Origin of the sequence: Methanococcoides sp. LMO-2, assembly GCF_038432375.1 — an archaeon.
GTDB lineage: Archaea > Halobacteriota > Methanosarcinia > Methanosarcinales > Methanosarcinaceae > Methanococcoides > Methanococcoides cohabitans.
The window spans coordinates 24,363-42,803 of sequence record NZ_JBCAUS010000002.1 but is presented as its reverse complement, the minus strand read 5'-3'; the positions used below and the strand labels follow the sequence as shown (position 1 = coordinate 42,803).

Sequence of the window (18,441 nt, the reverse complement as noted above, 5' to 3'; positions counted from 1 at the left end):
CAATAGTTTCGTTTCCAGTTCCTGTTCTGCCTGTTGCTTCAATTCTTCCTGTCCTTAAATTCAGCACTGGAGTGCCGGCCGTCACAGAATGGTTTATTTCGGGATTTACCGCATCTGCAGAGAGCATAATGGTCCTGGGTTTCAGGTACTGAACCATCAGGGTCATCAAGCGTGACTCCGGTAACATTGTAAGGTCCATCCTTCAGGACAAAAATTTCCGGGCCATGTGAATAATCCTTATACAATTTTCCATTAACAGTATAACTCAACGCACCAGAAGGACAGGTCCTGATCAGTTCTGCTATCTCTTCGGGATCTGCAGCATCCGGGTCTGCCCAGGGCTCTTCACCCTTTTTGAAAACAGAAGGTAGATTACGAACACAATGCCCTACGTGAGAACACACGTCCCTGTTACGATGAATGGTAATATGTTTCCCAACGTAAGTATCAACCCTATCGGGAATACGGTCTTTTTCTTTTTCCCCGGAAAAATCGTTCTTTAAATGCGTCCCATCACAAAATGGCATATTCCCCGACCCACCACATCTGCAAAGTGCAATAACAGGTTTTACCTCGATGAAAACACCCTTTGAATTCCTGAGTGTCTTAAGGTCTTTCACAATATATGGTCCATTTTTTGATACGTTTATTGAAGGGCTGGTTTCTTTCTCCACTCACACACCTCTGTAAAAAGAAATATTAATGCATCACATTTCTAATTTTTGTCAGGAACCGTTTTTGCAACTAAATTCAAGTTAATTATTAAACCTTCAGAAGATCAACCATTCAGAAAACCATCAAGCCTCTTCATACCTTCCTCAATGTTCTCGATATTGTTCGCATACGAGAACCTGATATAACCTTCAGCACCATCTCCAAAATCAATTCCCGGCGTGACAGCCACACCTGCTTCATTAAGAATTGTGCGGCTAAGTTCAAGGGAATCGTTTCCGAACTCACTGGCATCAGCAAGCACATAGAAAGCTCCCATTGGTTCATACCCCACCCTGAAACCGATGCCTTTCAGTCTCTTCAGCATGTACCTTCTGCGTTCGTCATACGTCTCCACCATTTTGTCAACATGGTCCTGAGGTCCACGAAGTGCAGCGATCCCGGCTTCCTGAACGAAGCTGTTAGCACAGATGAAGAAGTTCTGCTGGAGCTTTTGCAGCACCCTCATGCAATCGAGGGGTGCGATAAGGTATCCAAGCCGCCAGCCAGTCATACAGTACTTCTTGGAGAATCCATTAAGGACAAAGGCATTGTCAGTATATTCCAGAATACTGTGGTCTTTTCCGCCATAGATAAGACCCTGGTAGATCTCATCCGAAATTATAGGTATATTACCTTCCGATCCTGCTATTTCTGCTATTCCCTGCATCTCCTTTGATGACATTACGTAGCCCGTGGGATTTGAGGGACTGTTGATGAGGATTGCACTGGTCTCTGCGTCAAGGTTCTCGGACACAAGTTCCGGTGTCAGGCCAAAGCCATTCTCTTCGGATGTGTATGCAAAGTTCGATCGGCATCCAAGAGCGCTGACAAAGTTAGGGTAGCAGGCATAATGCGGGTTTGGCAGGAGACATTTATCACCCTGGTCAAGCAATGCCATGAAGGTCAGCATCAATGCAGGGCTTGTTCCAGATGTCACAAGCACCTGCTCGGGAACCAGATCGAGACCGAATCGGTTGTTGTAATCGTCCACTATCGCACTTCTCAGCTCAGGCAGACCCTGGCTGTGGGTATAGCGGGTGTTGCAGGATGCAAGGGACCGGTTTGCTGCATCACAGATATGTGGTGCTGTTGGGAAGTCCGGTTCCCCGATCTCAAGATGGACGATATCCCTGCCGGATGCTTCCAGTTTCTGGGCGCTTTCAAGCACTTCCATGACATAGAAGGGAGGGATATTCACAGACCTTTGGGATAATGATGAAGAGGTAGATAAATGGGTCATTCTAATTGGCTCCTGATCCTGAGTTCTTACGTTTTTAGTTGATATGTTCCTGAGTTTTATTTAAGGGTAACTTATTGCACATGCAATCGATAAAGAAATTCAGGATCGATGCCATCCAGTCCATCAAAAAAGTAAAAATGAAAATGCAGTTATACCTGCATGCGATGGAATATCCGGTCAGTCATCCCCTTTTACTGGTCCACTGCAATATTCCTTTTCATCAGCAACACAGGCCTCATATAACTGCTCACGAAGGTCCGGCATGGCTGAGAGGGCACGTGTCCAGTCAGGCATGAGTACGTCTGAAGGATGCTCAAGGTAATCCTCGCCTGCTCTCCTGATCACACGTGCGAACATGTCAACATACAATTCTTCCTCGTGCCTGTTATAGCAAAGGCCATTACAGAGGGCATCAGCATGATACCTTCTTATCAGGTCCTGTCCGAGACGTTTGTACTTTACGTGGATGCCATGCAGATAAGAAGGTGAAATTTTATTATCAGTAGATTCCGTTGCGATCCTCATAAAGGTCGTGAAAATATCACCGACCATTTTGCAAAGCCCTTCTGATCTGTTGGAACCTACATCCTGATGCTTGTGGTCGTAATAACCAAGATCTGTCTGGCACACCTTTTTAGTTGTCGTGTTCCTGTAGACCTCTGCAAGAAGCCCGACCTCAAGACCCCAGTCAGCCGGGATGCGTATGTTCATCGCAAGGTCGCTTGTCATGGCGAATTCACCTGCAAGGGTGTATCGGAAAGCAAGAAGATATCTCAGGATATCCGCTTTGGAATCCATTTGCATAGTATCGAGCAAAGGACGGATGAAAAGCCTGAAAACACGACCATGCATGGTCTTATTTTCCATATTGATCCTGGCATAATATCCCTTGTTGAAGAAAAAGTTGAGTTCAGGTTCAACAACAGGATAAAGGAGTTTTGCAGGGAAATCCTTTGAATAAGTTACAATATCAGCATCGTGATAGGCAATCGCATATGAGTCAATAGTTGCTATTCCAGTAGCTATCCAGACATCTTTTCCTTTACCCTTATAGGACGTCAGGTCAATTCCCATCTTTTTCATAGTGAATAAGATATGCTGGATCCTTGGACCGTCACACCAGACCACAATGTGAGGTACATTCAATTCCTTGAAAAATTCGACCACGTGAATATACTGTTCTGCATTTTCAGCAGCAAGGGCAACGACAACCTGATTAACGCACGTACCCTCATTAAGATTGGAAATTATATTCTTAAGAGGAGGATTGTTAACTTCCTCATACAAAATAGGAATCACAAGTGATGCAGGTCTGCGACCCTTAAGTTCGTTGATCCTCTTGATGAGCCTTTCTTTATCAATACTGAAATCATGAATTGTTGTAATGTATTCCTGATAAAAATCCATCTAACTCCCCGATAGCGTTGATAGGTCTACAAAGTGCTCATAGCCCGGCAAACAGACAAAGAAATGCATGCCCCCAACTGTCGATGCATTACCCCATTCCCGTTGTATGATAAGTCTGAATACCTATATATAGAACATTCAATATAAACTTTTATACGAAAGGGAAATGTAAAACCGGCAGCGGCTCCCTAAAATTTTAACAGCGGGTCACATATTTTTTAAATGCCGGCGGGGGAATGATCTTGACATATGTCGTATTTACAGACCTTGACGGAACTCTGGTAGACCATGATAGCTATTCATACGAAGCAGCCAGACCTGCAATTGACCTGTTAAAGCAAAAGGGAATACCACTCATATTTTGCACCAGCAAAACACGGGCCGAACTTGAAGTTTATGTTGAAGAGCTGGACTGCCACCATCCCTTCATATCAGAGAACGGAGGAGGTATCTTCGTTCCGGAAGGGTATTTTGACATTGACATCGATTTCGACCACAAGGTCGGGAACTACGATGTCATAGAGCTCGGGACCGGCTATTCTGCATTGAAGGATACACTCATGGAAATCAGCAAAGGGTCCGGCATTGAGATCATCAATTTCGGGAAAATGACCACTGAAGAGGTCAGCAAGGACACCGGACTTGACATTCGCTCTGCAGAGCTTGCTAAAATGCGAGACTATGATGAAGCGTTCAGAATAATCGACGAGGATGAAAACAAGGCCTCGAAGATGAAAGAGCTGATCGGTGCTGCAGGATATAACTACACCAGGGGAGGAAGATACTGGCATATTATCGGGAACAATGATAAGGGCAAAGCTGTCAGGATCCTTACCGACATCTACAGGCAACAGTTCACTGACATTACCACCATCGGTCTCGGTGACAGCCAAAACGACCTTCCAATGCTGGAATCTGTGGACATATCTGTCCTTGTACAAAAACCTGGAGGCTCGCACGATCCTTCAATAACTGATACAAAGATAAAGCGGGTAGAGGGAATCGGACCCATCGGATGGGGCAACGCGATCAATGAAATAATCGGCAGGTAATGGCAAATCGATGATAATTAAGTAAGGGGGAAACGAATTGATAAGAATTGAGAATCTGATTTCAAGAGCCTTTTTGATAGGCATTATCAAAATGGTGGACAAGAACGGAGCCCAGAACGCACTGGAGTGGTTACGCGAGATCGGAGAAGAATTGGCTGAGATCGAAGGTCCGGGATTTGAAGGTGCCCGTGAAGATGAGGTCAACTATTTACCAGTATGCCCGTTCTCGAATACGCTTCTTGACTTTATAAAGATGTACGGAGAGAGACCTTCACAGTTCATTGAGCTTGTAAATCTTTCTAACAAGCAGATGATGGAAGCAGACGACGGATGGGAATACCCTGCACTTACAACGGTCACAGGTATACTCCATCACAGCTACATAAGACGAAGAGGTGAACTGGCAGGTGTTGAACTCCTCAACGTCGGATCCAGATGCCCCCGAACCAACAATGTAGTCTACAATGAGAAAGCCCTTGAAAAGGCAAATATGACAAAAGAAGAAGTTGACAAATTTCTCGATAAAGGATATTACGTTTGCAAGATAAACCACCTTGAAAAGGAGTGAATTCTTTGAATCTGATCGAAGCTGAAAAACTATACGAAAACAGCGTGAAGATCCTGAAAAACAACCAGCATGAAAAAGGAGGGTTCTATGCAAGTCCCCCGGGAACACGTTATCCTTTCATCTACCCCAGGGACCACTCGGTGGCAATACTTGGATGTATTGATGCCGAAATGCTGGATGAGGCCCGAAGAGGGCTTGAGTTTGTATTGAATTCCCAAAAACCGCTGGGTGAATTTTCCCAGAGATATGATGTTGACGGAAATGATGCCAGCTATAAGGACCTGCAGATCGACGGAAACGGACTGGTCCTCTATGCAATGGGAAAATACTTCGAAGCAACAGGAGGACTCTTCTTTGAATCTATGGCAGACAGGGCCTTTGTGGAAAAGCACTGGGAAACTGTCAAAAAAGCAGTTGAGTTCATACTGATGAACAAGAACGAAGAGGTAGACCTTATCCACACCGTGAACAGTATCCATGAGTATCCAGCATACGAACATGGATTTGAGATCTACGCCAACTCCGCCTGCTGTGCAGGTATCGAAGCAGCAGTAAAGATGGGACAAGCTCTTGAGGAAGACGTTGCCACCTGGGAAGCAGAAGCTGAAAAGATCAGGGAGGCCATCCTTACCCGCATGTACAGCCCCCGCAGGCGTTCATTCATCAAATGCATCCGTGTAAAAGAGAAAAGCAGCAACCCTATCGGATATGATGCCTTTGCCTCAAGCGTCATCGATGTGGATGTTGTGGAATACGCGCCTGCATACTTCGGGCTCATCGACCAGCACGACATCAAGAATCGCTATACTGTCAGAAGGATACACGACAAGCTCTGGGACAAGGAGATTGGCGGCCTGAACCGCTATCCTGAAATGTGGGACAGGAACAACGGAGGATATGGCCCATGGTGCCACTTCACCTGCCAGCTTGCAAACCACTATGTTGAGATCGATGACCAGGACATGGCAGAGATGTATCTGGGCTGGGTGGTTGACATGGCACACAACTACCAGTTACCTGAGCATATTTCGACCATCGAAAGGTTTGAGATTTGGCATGAGGACTACACCAACGCAAAGATCCTCAGGGACAGCAAGCTCACCATGATCGAGAACGTGCGAAACCATCCTAAATGGAACGATGGAATGGCATACGTAACAATACCCCTGATCTGGCCTCATGCTGAGTATATCAGGGCATACAAGAACTATGTCGAAAAATTCGGATAAGATGGAATCGGGAGAGTGATACTGAAGCCACCTCCTTTTTCTACTTCATTTTCTTTTTTATCTTTATCTTTTATTTGTTCGCCTTATTCATCTTCTATCGGAGAAACAAGACTAAACTTCTCAACATCAAAAAGACCCATGTCCGTAAGCCTCAGGGACGGGATCACCGGGAGAGCTATGAAAGAGTGAGTTATAAACGGTGCCGGGAGGTCACAGCCTATGCTCTGTACTGACCTGTGAAGCTCGTTCAGTTGTTCCTCGACCTCTTCAACCGGAAGAGTACTCAACAATCCTGCAAAAGGAAGTTCAAGTTTTCCTGCTACCTTTCCATCGCTGACAATGCATATGCCGCCATTCATCTCACGGATAGTATTGGCACACAATGCCATGTCCGAATGATTATCCCCGGTCACAACAACATTGTGACTGTCATGGCCTATGCTCTGGCCGATAGCACCATTCTTTATGCCTATTCCCTTGATGAAGCCAAGACCTATGGTACCACTTCTGCCATGCCTTTCGATCACAGCAACGCTCAGGATATCATTATCAAGGTCCGGAAGCAGCACCCCATTGCTATCCGAATAGAGGATGGCACTTTCTTTTTCCGTAAGGATCAGATCAGGCAGGACCTTGATCACTGAAACCCTCTGATCACTGTCGGGACCTGCTTTTAGCTGCAGGTCTGATCCACTGACCTGTGAGAATTGTACCGTGTTAAAAACTGCATCAGGATATTCGTAGGAAGGAATGAAGCCCTCTACCGGCTTCCCTGCAGCATAGACCGAATCTATGCTGAACGTATCAAGATCTTCAAGAACGATCAGGTCGGCCTTCCTGCCAATGGAAATGGAACCAACCATGTTGTCAAGGTGATAATGCTTTGCAGTATTGATGCTGGCCATGCAGATAGCATCCATCGGGGAGAGTCCCATTGCTATGGCCCGCCTGACGATCACATCCATGTAACCTTTCATCAGGTCGGAGGGATGCTTGTCATCGGTGACGAAGAAAACGTTCTCAAGGGATACGCCTTCCTCAATAAGCCGTGGGAGGAATCGATCAAGGGATTTAGCTGCGGACCCTTCCCTTATCATAAGCTTCATTCCAAGACGCAGTTTCTCCAGCGCCTCTTCATATTCAATGGATTCGTGGTCCGTGGAAATTCCGGCTGCCATATAGCCCCAGAGTTGTTCCCCGGAAATTGCCGGACAGTGACCATCGACCACGAGCCTGTCCCTTAGTGCAGCCCTTATCATGGATAGCTTGTTCTCATCCCCCCCCAATACACCGGGATAATCCATCATCTCACCAAGACCAACGACATTCTCGTTGTTGATAAGGGAATCAATATCATCCGCACTGATGGATGCACCTGCAGTTTCAAAGGCCGTTGCGGGAACACATGAGGAGATCGCCACAAAAGCATTCAATGGCAATGATGCCGCTTCTTCAAGCACGAGTTCGATGCCTTTCCTGCCAAGGACATTGGCTATCTCATGAGGATCGATCACAACAGATGTTGTACCGTGTTCAAGGGCAGGTACAGAGAACTGGCTCAGGGTAACCATACTGGATTCAAAATGAACATGGCCGTCGATAAGACCCGGAGAGATGTAGCGACCACTTACATCGATCAGTTGAGTGTCCTCGCCTTCCAGGCAGGAAACATCTCCGATACCTACAATGTAACCGTCCTTTACAGCAATATCCCTGTCAAGAATCTCTTTCGTATTAACGTTAACAATACGACCGCCGGTAAAGATAGAATCTGCTTTTACTGCACCTGTAGCTGCAAGTATCCTGTCCCTGATATCCATGACAGGTTTTTTGGATTTACAAAGTATAAGGACGTTGCGCCATGTTACTGGTTCTTATTTCCAGAACTGCTTGTTCTTGGCGTAGTTCCTTTCTGCAGCCATGATATCCCTGTAGAAAGCTTCCTCGTCCACACGCATCTTCTCGATCACACGGGAAGCCGTCTCCGGACCAATTCCACGACTTGCAAGAGCTATGACCGCAAGCTTACCGTTTGCCATAACAATACCAGCATTTCGATATACCCGCTGGATGCGCTTCACATCTTCCTTTGCAGTGACCTTGCCCTGCTTCCGGACAAGCTTTATCTCGTCCTCTTCCCAGGGCTTGAGTGCAGCCACCATCCTGGAATCACAGACAGGACACACGATCTCATCGGGAACGTTCATGACCTTCCTGCGTGACACCCAGGTCTTGCAGTGAACACAGAACAGTATGACCCGATCATGCATTATCCTGTCCTTAAGGGCGAGCACGATGGACCTGTCAGCTTTCTCAGGAGCCACGAGGTCACGCCTCATTGCAAATCCTGCCGAGCCGATGGGTGTCGGAGCAGGACTTACCAGAATTACCATTTCCTCTGAGGCTATCCGTGCAAGCACATCCCTCGCCTGATCCACATCCAGCATGTTGTGGAAGATCTCACGCATGACCTCATCGTACATGGAAGTGCCCTTGTAGATCTCAAGCAGCTTCTTCATACTGATACGGTCATAATCGATGTCCTTGCTCAATGCACCGAACTTGCGTGCCACATGGACCATCTTCCACTTCATCACCGAAGTGTTCTTCAGGGTCATCTCAATGATCGGCTCAATGTGTTCAGGCTTGATGTCGTAGATCATCTCCTGTATATGCAGAGCCTTCATACGCCTTGGGAGCTGCATCCTTATCCTGTAAGGATCGATCTCCTGGGTCACACTACTGCCAAAACGGGCAGCAAGTAGTGAAGTGATGACCTTGCCTATGGTCTCGTTGGTGGTGTGGCCGAAACATGAATTGATAATAACAGCCTCACCTTCATCCTCGATCACGATAGTATCATTATCAGGAAGCGGACATCCCTTTGAAAGGTGCTCTTTTACAAGCTCAATGACCTCAAGTGCACTGTGGATATCAACAGGATATTCTTCCATCAGTGCTTCAGCGATCTCTTCGTCGGTTTTCCCGTCATGTATCAGGAAGGATATCTTAAACCGAATTCGCCCAACTTCCTGTGCCACTGCGAACGGGACCGGGATCTCCTCTCCCACCCAGCTGGGGATCTCACCCATGGTCTTGACAGGTTCCACTTTGATCCGGTCCCGGTCGGTGTTCATCTCAATAACACGCCACATGTCACCCTTGGTGATGAATACAGCACCCGGGGATGCAAAATTAACAACAAATGCCTCATCCAGCATTCCCACAGACCTGCCGGAAACAATATCGTAGATCTCGAACTTCCTCTCATCAGGTATCATTGAGAGGTTGTCATAGTAATACTGCCAGCTCTTCTTTCGCCTGCTGATGCTGGTGGAACCCTCATCACGCCAGACCATGCGGTAATCGATGATCTGGTTGATAACACGTTCAAGCTGTTCTATGGAAAGATCCCTGAAAGGATAGGTACGGGTCAGTATGGAATGGATCTTTTTTATCTCAACATCACCAAAATCGATCACCATCCCGGATATCTGGTTTGCCACAACGTCAAGTGATCCGCTATGAGGAGTGATGTCTTCAACCTTACCTGCCATAGCAGCTTTTGTGATAGCCATGCTCTCAACGATATCATCCGAACCCATTGCAAGGATAGTTCCACGGGAAACTTCGTGTATCCTGTGCCCTGCCCGTCCCACACGCTGGAGCAGGCGTGAGACCTGTCTCGGGGAACCATACTGTACAACGTGATCAACCTTGCCGATATCGATGCCAAGCTCCATTGAAGAGGTACAGATCAGACCCTTTATATCACCTGCCTTGAAGGATTCCTCAGCTTCAATACGTGCATCCACCGAAAGCGAGCCGTGATGCACACCTATTGAAGCTCCCAGTATCTTGAAACCGGAAGCAAGAGCTTCTGCACTCTGTCTTGTATTAACGAAAATAAGAGTTGAAAGATGGGTATCCACGATCTCGCGGATACAGCGCAGGTGGGATGCGAACTCCGGCTCACAGCCGAGCTTCTTCCCGATAGCAATATCATCGTCGGTTACCTGCGGGCTGACCACATTGAACTCGAGCAGGCTTATCATGGTGACCTGCACAACGGATACTTCCCTGCCTGAACCTACAAGGAACTGTGCAACCACATCAGGATTACCAACGGTGGCTGAAAGCCCCACTCTCAGGAACTCACCGGAGATCTCCACAAGCCTCTCAAGTCCCACGGAAAGCTGTGCACCTCTTTTGGAAGATGCCAGTTCATGGATCTCATCAACCACAACGTAACTGACGCATTCAAGATTCTTCCTGAGACGCGAGCCTGTGAACATCGCCTGAAGTGTCTCAGGAGTCGTGATCAAAAGGTCAGGAGGATTCCGGGATTGTTTCTGCCTTTCATACGGAGAGGTGTCCCCATGGCGCACCTGTACGGTTATGCCTAGCTCCTTACCCCACGTCTGGATACGTGTGAGCATATCACGATTGAGGGCACGCAATGGAGTAATGTAAAGAGCAGAGATCCCCGTGCGCCCTTCTTCACTTTTGTGAAGAATATGATGGAACATTGGGAGTACGGCAGATTCGGTCTTACCGGAGCCTGTCGGTGCGATCAGGAATGTATGCTCCGCTGCAAGGATATGGGGGAAGCACATCTCCTGGGGTTTGGTGGGAGCCGTAAAGCCCATTTTCCTCAGGGTTTCCTGAATTGCGGGATGGAACTTGTCGAACTGGTTGCCAAAGCTCATTTCAGCCCCTCCTTTGAGCGATCCGGTTTTGAGCGGCTGGCTCTGTTCTTCTTGCTTTCCTTTTTGCTTCGACCGCCCTTACTCCTGCCTCTATCGGATCGTGTCTCCTCCAGTTTCCTGATGTTCTTCAACATCCCGAGATAGGTACCGTCCAGCATATAGACATCAGAGTGATCGATATCAAGCGCACCGGATGAAAATATCGGCCCCAGAAGGTCGTCAAGCATCGATTCATTGAAAGCCACACCTCCACAAAGTTCGTTGAAGGCCGGAACCACTACGACATCGGGATCTGACCATGCATCACTTTCTTCCGATAGGTCAGCACTCTTGAAGTGGCCTGCAAGCACCTCCCTTTCGAACCGTGCCCTTATCCAGACCTGTTCCACAACGGAGTATCCCATGGAGTCCGTAAAGCGTACTGTGGGATGATTGTGAGCAACGATAACATGTTCCGCAGATAGCAGTTCCACTGATGGCCATGTATGACCATGGAAATAGCCGACTCCATCAATAACATCACCTCTTGCCGGATAAACGTTCACGTCACTGTCAGGAGGCAGCAGGAACTCTATTCCACCATCGTGATTCCCAGGGAAGATATCAACAGTTGCCTTCTCTGAAAGGCTACCAATAAAATAAGGAATCTCATCACGTTCCTGCCAGGAAACCTGTGGAACATTATGTTTGACGTCCCCAAGAAGCACGATCCTGTCAGGTTCTTCCTGCTCCACAAGTGCCATTATCCGCTCAAGTCTCTGCTCTATCTGGCTGGGTATGGAAAAACCACTCCTGTAGAGGTCCCATTCGATGCCAAGATGGATATCTGCCAGTACAAGGGCCTTTGTATCGGAATTTACTACAAGGGCAGGTTCATTGACCACAGGTTCAACCGTAATTGTCATTGTTCTTTCTGTCCCTCTCTGCTCAGGGTATCTACCTTTTCCTGCAATTCCTTCACCATGGACTGCATCTCACGCATTTCCTCATGCATCTCCACAAGGCGATTGTACATTGGACTCCTGTTATCCTTTACAGCCTGCTCCTGCGAGAACTTCTGCTTGCTCGGGAATATGTAGACATATGCAAGCCACATTCCTATGAAAGCTACGGCGAGCATTCCAAACAGGAAGAAGTAATATTTCGGGAATATGGTCCTTGCAAATGAGTCACCTGAACTGTAATACTGAAGACGGGTGATCATAATGAAGTTCAGGATAGAGAACAGGAACATGGTCTCACCTACGAGGATCAGTAGACCTCCAAGACGGGTGGAAGTTGTTCTCTGTTTGGGAATTAGTTTTTCAAACATATTGGTGCCTCAATTAAAGCATGGTAATCGTTGTTAAACTCAATTATCAAGGATGATCTTTAAAACTACTGAATTGAATATCGCATAAAAGCCCTTTCCCAAGTGAATTAAAGCTAATGGATAGAGTTAGTAGAACATAGAGCTAACTCAAAATTAAAAGAAGGAAAGTGAAGAAGGTATTACAGAAACAACTGAATCTTATCTTCTTCTTGCAAACAACAGTCCCAGGATTGATAAGCATAAAATTAGAGCTGCATTCTGATCAAGATTTTTATCTTCTTCGGGAATTTCAGCAGCTTCTGCTACTTCCTCAATGACCTCTTCTGAAATATCCCCTACGATCACAAATGGAGAAAATTCAGTTGTGCTGGATTCATAATTAACATAACTGCTTGTCTCACTGATCTTCATGGTTGGAAGAGGTATCCAGGAGTCCTGCTCATAACGATACACCATTACAGAGCTATCAGATATGCGGTTGTCTTCAAACCATGAATTATCAACCCTGAATCCAATAACTGCATCTTTAATGTCCTTCTCTGTTCCATATCCGGGCTTCCCCAGCCAGATATTTACGTTTTTGTATACTGTACCGGGAGGTTCAGATGAAACAAAACGAGAAGGACCATTAAGGACTTCGATCGTTGCTATTACATTACCGGCATTTGCAAGAGACTCATAATTGATATACCGGATCGGGTTTTCCGATTTATCGAACTGATAGGAAACCTGAGAACCCAGATACACGGCCTGGCGCTCTCTTTCAATAGCCTCAAATGTTTCATATGACTCGCTTGTGGTAGTAATTCCCGGGGATTCCACATCATCGGTTCCATCACTTGAAACTGATTTGCCTGATGAGGATGTTTCAGATGAGATCATGATCGATCCATTGACAATTTCCGTAGGTATGATCTGTCCCTGCGCATCACTTACTATAACATTAGATAGGTAGAGGGTACTTGTACCTGAGATATTACCGGCGTTCATCTGGATGACGGCAACTGACCCCGGTCCGACGACGCTTGTCTTGTCAAGTATCAGACCATATACAGAATCAACTTTCCCGCTTGAACTATCGATATTACCGGGATTGAACAAGACAAGAGCACCATCCTGCCCTAAGAAATCACCTTCAGAAACTGTGACCACATTGACAAGATCACTATCATATATCAGATCGAACTGAATACCAGCAACGGGACGATCTGGCTGCAGATATACGTTTACAGAGAATTCCTGACCCGTTACTATGGATTCTGATTCAGGAACTATACTAATAGTTGAAGTGGCACCGGCGAGTCCGCTAAGACAGGTAATCGTTACTAAAGAAAAAATAAGTAAGGAAAATACATTACTTTTACCAGAGATGAGAATGTCCCATTTCATCGGAATCCCTTACCTACCATATTAATCCATGTGAGATAATACAAGCATTAGGTCAAGAACATTTGCAATATTATCCTGATTTACATCCCATGCAGGATAAGGGTATGAAGTTGTTTCATCGAAATGCTCCTCAACCAAACCATAATCCTCAAAATCAACCACACCATCCTGATTAATATCAACTATTACAACAGAGATAACTGTATTTGTTAATTCAATGTCCACAGCATTACCTGACGGATCACTTATGATGACATCCTTCAGGACCAGCTCAGATCTGCCGTTGGACTGCTCTGTTGCTGTTACACTAACGCTGGCAAAGTTTGCCGGTGTTGCTACATCCGAAGCACCAAGGATGCAACCGTAAGCATCATTGAGCAGACCGGAATTTACTGAGCCTGAAACGAAAAATGTGCCCATACCACTTTGTTTGAACAGACTACCTTCACTTGCTTCTGATATCTGGAACTGGGAGCTGTCAAAGACAAGATCGAACTGCATCCCTGCAATATCCACATCCGGTGACACGAAGATATTTACTGTGAAAGTCTCACCCGGAGTAACGATCTGGGAAGATGGTTCCAGAGTTACATCTGAAGCCGCGGCAGAAACGTTAGCTGTGGCTGCAAATAATGCAAACATAGCTGCTACTATTAAAAACTTTTTTATCCCGAACATGTTTTTTCCTTTGTTGTTAAATGCATTGATAAGTTGAACTGACTTGATCGCAATTACCAAAGTTTAAAATCCCCATATTCCAATTGGCACTGGTGATATATAAACATTATGAAAAAAACGAGAATGTTATGATACTCATCATTATGAGATTTATAGGATTTAAATATAATAATCTGTGATAAAACGGATGTGACCTGTGCTGACAAAAATAAATAAGTAAACAAATGCAAAAACTAATGAAAATTAAATGCTTAAATTATAAAAATAAAATTGAGAACTTGTTATGATCAGTGTAACCAGCGAAAAATAGGACTATAAATGATCAACGCCAGAACATCAAAAGAATTTCCAAGTCTGCCAGCTACATTCCAACATCATTTTGTTATCGCAAACAAAAGGTTCTTTCATGCATATTAAAACAGTAGAATCATCAGCTACTTTGTCATCTTTATCGATCCATAAACTATGGAATAAGAACGAAGCCCTTATTTTTTTCATCGATCTGGAAATACATGAGCAATTACGACTATCAGATCTAACCAATGATGAAAAAGAATATCTTAACACATTAAAAACGGAATACTTTAGAAAAAGGTTCATTGTATCCCGATCACTCCTGAAGACCGTCCTTCAGCATATCCTGAAAAAAAGGTCATCTTCAGACATATCCCTCTATCAAAACAATGAAGGACGTGTATGCGTTAAGAACCACGAGGAGATCTATATTTGTATCTCATATTCCGAGAACCTCGTTGCTATCTCATTATCAAAACAAAAAATAGGAATTGACATTGAGCACATAAGGCAAATTGATCTGAAGACTTTTTCAAAATATGTCCATAATAAAAGATTTGAAAGAGATATGCTTCAAGAAGACAATATTGACCTGCTAAAAGAATGGACATTAAAGGAAGCATATTGTAAACTGACAGATCAGAGTATGCTGGCATGCTTGAATAAAGAAATTGTTCTTGATGGTCTCGATCACCATCAACTCAGTATAAATGATAAGTATATACTTTCTGTTGTTCTCACTTCAAAAAGCAACGAGGTCAATATATGTCATCTCCAAAAAGGATATCCTATAAAAATAGAAAAACTACTTCTAAAGTCCTTATAAGCTACATCCAATGATTTTGATAATTTTTAGAAGTTGCTCATTAATAAACTAAAGTAACTAACTAACTAACTAACTAACTAAGTAATCATATTCAACCCTCCATCAAGTTGAATAAAGTATCTGCTATAGAAATATCTTATATACTAGAGAAGTTAAATTATTAGTGGGGAATTAGGTCAAATAGTTATGCTGCAGAGAGTATTCCATTTACATCCACTGAGCTACTTTTTGATCACTGTTAAGTTATCATTCTCTTTAAAAGCAAACAGAATGGGTTGACAACATGGATGAGATCAAACAAGACATACTTGGGTTTTTACAAAATAATTCGTTTATGGACAGTAGCACACAATTAGGAGATGATGATTCTTTAACAATGAACGGAATTATCGATTCAATTGGGTTGATCGAATTTTTGGATTTTATTTCTGAAAAGTATTCCATAGATATTCCTGAGGATATGTTAACTCCTGAAAATTTTGATTCGATCAACGGCATTGCAAATACGATTCAAAAATTGATAAAGTGAAAACATGAAGCTCGATCAATATGTTGCAAAACATGCCAGAGAAACTCCTCAAAGAATTGCATTGGAAGAAAAAAGCAGATCAATATCCTATGCACATCTTGATGAAGCTATAAACACCATAGCAACAGAAATAGAGGACTTCGATCACTGTAAATTTGCCATCTTTGCCGAATCAGGTATAGAGTACATTCGGGCTTTAATGGCAGTGTATAGATCGAACAACATTGCTGTACCTCTTCCTGTGGAACTTACAGAATCTAATATTCAGCAGATACTGGATAGCAACCGCATAAATAATATTATTGTCACCGAACAACAATATTCAAGATTTGAAAGTACATTCTTTGACCGGTTCAGTACTTTGATCCGGATTTCAAAAGACTCATCCGTGAAAAAACTACGTAAAAATGTAATTAGTGAAAATAATAATGACCTGTTACGACTCGTTATGTACACCTCCGGAACAACAGGAGCACCAAAAGGTGTCATGTTAAGTGATGAAAACCTGATCTCGAATGCAAATTCCATAATCGAAGTACTAAGCATAACACCTGAAGACAAGGCTGCACAGGTAATTTCTCCACACCATGCTTTTGGAAATTCCATCGTAAATTCCCAATTGGTTGCAGGAGGATCCATAGCGATCGGAGGTCTTACTTTCCTCAGATCGACATTCGAGCTCATAGAATCGGGAGTAACCATATTCTATGGAGTTCCAAGCACTTATCGTATTCTTCTAAAATATCCTTCCAGCTTCCAGAAAGCATTCAGGAACGTCAGGCTTGCTGCATCCGCAGGCGGGGCCATGGAAACAGAGATCACAAAGAGGATCAAAGAATTGAATGACAGCATTGAGATCATACCAATGTATGGACAAACAGAAGCTACTGCCAGACTTGCTTATGTCCCTTCAGAAGAACTGGAAGAATATTCTGATACTATCGGAAGACCGATACCAGGCGTTGAGCTTGATGTTGTTGATGATAATAAAAATCCGGTAGAGCCGGGAATTACAGGAGAGTTAATAGCCAGAGGAAAGAACATACTAATAGGTTACCTTAATGATGAAGAAGCTACCCGCAAAAAAATAATCGATGGCTGGATGTATACCGGAGACCTGGCACAAAAACTGCCAAATGGTTACTTCAAATTATTAGGTCGCAAAGATGACCTGATCAAAGTTGCCGATCATCGTATAAATCCGAGGGAAGTGGAAAAATACATTGGAAAAAACAATGAGCTTTCAGATGTATTCGTCGTCCCGGTCGATCATGAGTATATGGGAAATGCCATCAGTCTTATGGTGATCCCAACGGAAGATACTGAAGTTGAAACACTGTATTCATTTTGCAGGAAGAACCTACCCGGTTTCCTGTGTCCACTGGAAATAATTCTTATCGAGAACTTACCACTAAGCAAAAGTGGAAAAATATCAAACAGGTCCATAATAGAGGCGTATCAAAATGTCAAAGCTAATATGTAAAAGATGTATTTTAGATTCAGACATTCCTGGTATAACAATAAATGAGGAAAACGGTCTTTGCCAGTTCTGTGAGAAGTATGAACCCCTTTCTTCGGAAGATAAGATAAAATATCTGAGGATTATGGAAAAACTGCTTAAAGAAAAAAGTGGGAAAGGGGAATATGATGTTATTTTTGCACTCTCGGGCGGAAAAGATTCCTCATACGGCCTGTATAAACTGAAGAAGGAGTATCCATTCCTGAACATACTTGCAATTCAGTTTGACAATGCTTTCATTTCAGACACTGCTGTTGCTAATGCAAAAAAGATGTGTGAGATCACAGGATGCGACTACTTTAAACTTACCATGGATGAAAAGGCACTTTGTGATACATTTCGAAAAGCAGCCACATCTACCAACGCATACTCAAAATTTGCCAGATACCGGGCCAGTGACATTTGCAATACCTGCATCAGCATAATCAAACAAAAGCTCATAGAACAGGCAATAATTCGCAAAGCACCATTCATTGTTTTTGCTTTTACATCCGGCCAGTCACCTACTCCCATAATTGACCTTCAGGTTAATTTCATAAAATGGTCCCGGGATCTTTTTGAGAAACAACTTCAAAATATCGGGGTAGATGACAAGGATGAGAGTTTCGTTCTAAAAAATGAGATAATAAATAACATAGACAAAGATAACATTCCAATGATCTTACACCCAATGTGCCTGTGGGATTACAATGAAGATAAGATCATTGAGGCTCTGATTGACCTCGGCTGGATGCCCCCAAAGATAAGTGACAGCAATTCAACAAACTGCCTTTTGAATGCATTTGCCTGCCAGAATCATATTGATAAATACAATATCCATCCATATGCCTTCGATATAGCGGGGCTTGTGAGAAGTGGAGATATGACCCAGGAAGAGGGGCTTGAGAAATTGCATAAGGAATTGTCAAAGCCATTGATAGAAATGGCCTCTAAGAAACTTGATCTGGAAGTGGAATAAAAGCGTAGATCCTGCCA

16 protein-coding genes are annotated in these 18,441 nt (G+C 44.1%); 7 read left to right on the top strand and 9 right to left on the bottom strand.

Annotated elements, in window-relative coordinates:
- Positions 1-38: 38 nt before the first annotated feature.
- The 3 genes from WOA13_RS00410 to gpgS form a co-directional block, all read right to left on the bottom strand.
- Positions 39-674 carry a CDGSH iron-sulfur domain-containing protein gene (locus WOA13_RS00410; protein ID WP_342126030.1) on the bottom strand — a complete coding sequence of 212 codons (636 nt, stop codon included), beginning with the start codon at positions 672-674 and terminating at the stop codon, positions 39-41.
- Between the two features lie 104 nt (positions 675-778).
- On the bottom strand, positions 779-1,954 hold the full coding sequence (locus WOA13_RS00405; protein WP_342126029.1) for a pyridoxal phosphate-dependent aminotransferase: 1,176 nt from the start codon (positions 1,952-1,954) through the stop codon (positions 779-781).
- A gap of 177 nt (positions 1,955-2,131) precedes the next feature.
- Entirely contained in the window at positions 2,132-3,361 is a 1,230-nt protein-coding gene (gpgS, locus tag WOA13_RS00400; RefSeq protein WP_342126028.1) for a glucosyl-3-phosphoglycerate synthase, read from the bottom strand.
- Between the two features lie 236 nt (positions 3,362-3,597).
- Between gpgS and mpgP the strand changes: the two genes are divergently transcribed.
- The 3 genes from mpgP to WOA13_RS00385 are packed head-to-tail and all read left to right on the top strand — an operon-like array spanning position 3,598 to position 6,210.
- Positions 3,598-4,413: a mannosyl-3-phosphoglycerate phosphatase gene (gene mpgP, locus WOA13_RS00395; RefSeq protein WP_342126027.1), complete on the top strand. Its 816-nt coding sequence runs from the start codon at positions 3,598-3,600 to the stop codon at positions 4,411-4,413.
- Positions 4,414-4,450: 37 nt separating this feature from the next.
- On the top strand, positions 4,451-4,981 hold the full coding sequence (locus tag WOA13_RS00390; RefSeq protein ID WP_342126026.1) for a hypothetical protein: 531 nt from the start codon (positions 4,451-4,453) through the stop codon (positions 4,979-4,981).
- Positions 4,982-4,986: 5 nt separating this feature from the next.
- Positions 4,987-6,210, top strand: a complete 1,224-nt coding sequence (locus WOA13_RS00385) for a glycoside hydrolase family 15 protein (protein ID WP_342126025.1) — start codon at positions 4,987-4,989, stop codon at positions 6,208-6,210.
- A gap of 83 nt (positions 6,211-6,293) precedes the next feature.
- Here WOA13_RS00385 and ade read toward each other — a convergent pair whose 3' ends face one another.
- From ade to WOA13_RS00355, 6 genes are all read right to left on the bottom strand, one after another.
- Positions 6,294-8,030, bottom strand: a complete 1,737-nt coding sequence (gene ade / locus WOA13_RS00380) for an adenine deaminase (protein ID WP_342126024.1) — start codon at positions 8,028-8,030, stop codon at positions 6,294-6,296.
- 54 nt (positions 8,031-8,084) lie between these two features.
- Positions 8,085-10,919, bottom strand: coding sequence for a DEAD/DEAH box helicase (locus tag WOA13_RS00375; protein ID WP_342126023.1), 2,835 nt, complete (start codon positions 10,917-10,919; stop codon positions 8,085-8,087).
- On the bottom strand, positions 10,916-11,824 hold the full coding sequence (locus WOA13_RS00370) for a metallophosphoesterase (RefSeq protein WP_342126022.1): 909 nt from the start codon (positions 11,822-11,824) through the stop codon (positions 10,916-10,918). The genes WOA13_RS00375 and WOA13_RS00370 overlap by 4 nt, the downstream gene beginning before the upstream one ends.
- Complete coding sequence (locus WOA13_RS00365) at positions 11,821-12,231, bottom strand: hypothetical protein (RefSeq protein ID WP_342126021.1); 411 nt, start codon at positions 12,229-12,231, stop codon at positions 11,821-11,823. The genes WOA13_RS00370 and WOA13_RS00365 overlap by 4 nt, the downstream gene beginning before the upstream one ends.
- A 198-nt stretch (positions 12,232-12,429) precedes the next feature.
- Complete coding sequence (locus WOA13_RS00360; protein WP_342126020.1) at positions 12,430-13,620, bottom strand: PGF-pre-PGF domain-containing protein; 1,191 nt, start codon at positions 13,618-13,620, stop codon at positions 12,430-12,432.
- Between the two features lie 21 nt (positions 13,621-13,641).
- Positions 13,642-14,298, bottom strand: coding sequence for a cohesin domain-containing protein (locus WOA13_RS00355; protein ID WP_342126019.1), 657 nt, complete (start codon positions 14,296-14,298; stop codon positions 13,642-13,644).
- A 406-nt stretch (positions 14,299-14,704) separates the two neighbouring features.
- Between WOA13_RS00355 and WOA13_RS00350 the strand changes: the two genes are divergently transcribed.
- The 4 genes from WOA13_RS00350 (at position 14,705) to WOA13_RS00335 (ending at position 18,424) form a co-directional block, all read left to right on the top strand.
- A complete protein-coding gene (locus WOA13_RS00350) occupies positions 14,705-15,418 on the top strand; it encodes a 4'-phosphopantetheinyl transferase superfamily protein (protein WP_342126018.1) in 714 nt (237 codons plus the stop codon).
- A 283-nt stretch (positions 15,419-15,701) separates the two neighbouring features.
- Positions 15,702-15,947 carry an acyl carrier protein gene (locus WOA13_RS00345; RefSeq protein WP_342126017.1) on the top strand — a complete coding sequence of 82 codons (246 nt, stop codon included), beginning with the start codon at positions 15,702-15,704 and terminating at the stop codon, positions 15,945-15,947.
- A 4-nt stretch (positions 15,948-15,951) separates the two neighbouring features.
- Positions 15,952-17,430 carry a class I adenylate-forming enzyme family protein gene (locus WOA13_RS00340; protein ID WP_342126016.1) on the top strand — a complete coding sequence of 493 codons (1,479 nt, stop codon included), beginning with the start codon at positions 15,952-15,954 and terminating at the stop codon, positions 17,428-17,430.
- Positions 17,431-17,551: 121 nt separating this feature from the next.
- Positions 17,552-18,424: an adenine nucleotide alpha hydrolase family protein gene (locus tag WOA13_RS00335; RefSeq protein WP_342126015.1), complete on the top strand. Its 873-nt coding sequence runs from the start codon at positions 17,552-17,554 to the stop codon at positions 18,422-18,424.
- Positions 18,425-18,441: the final 17 nt, after the last annotated feature.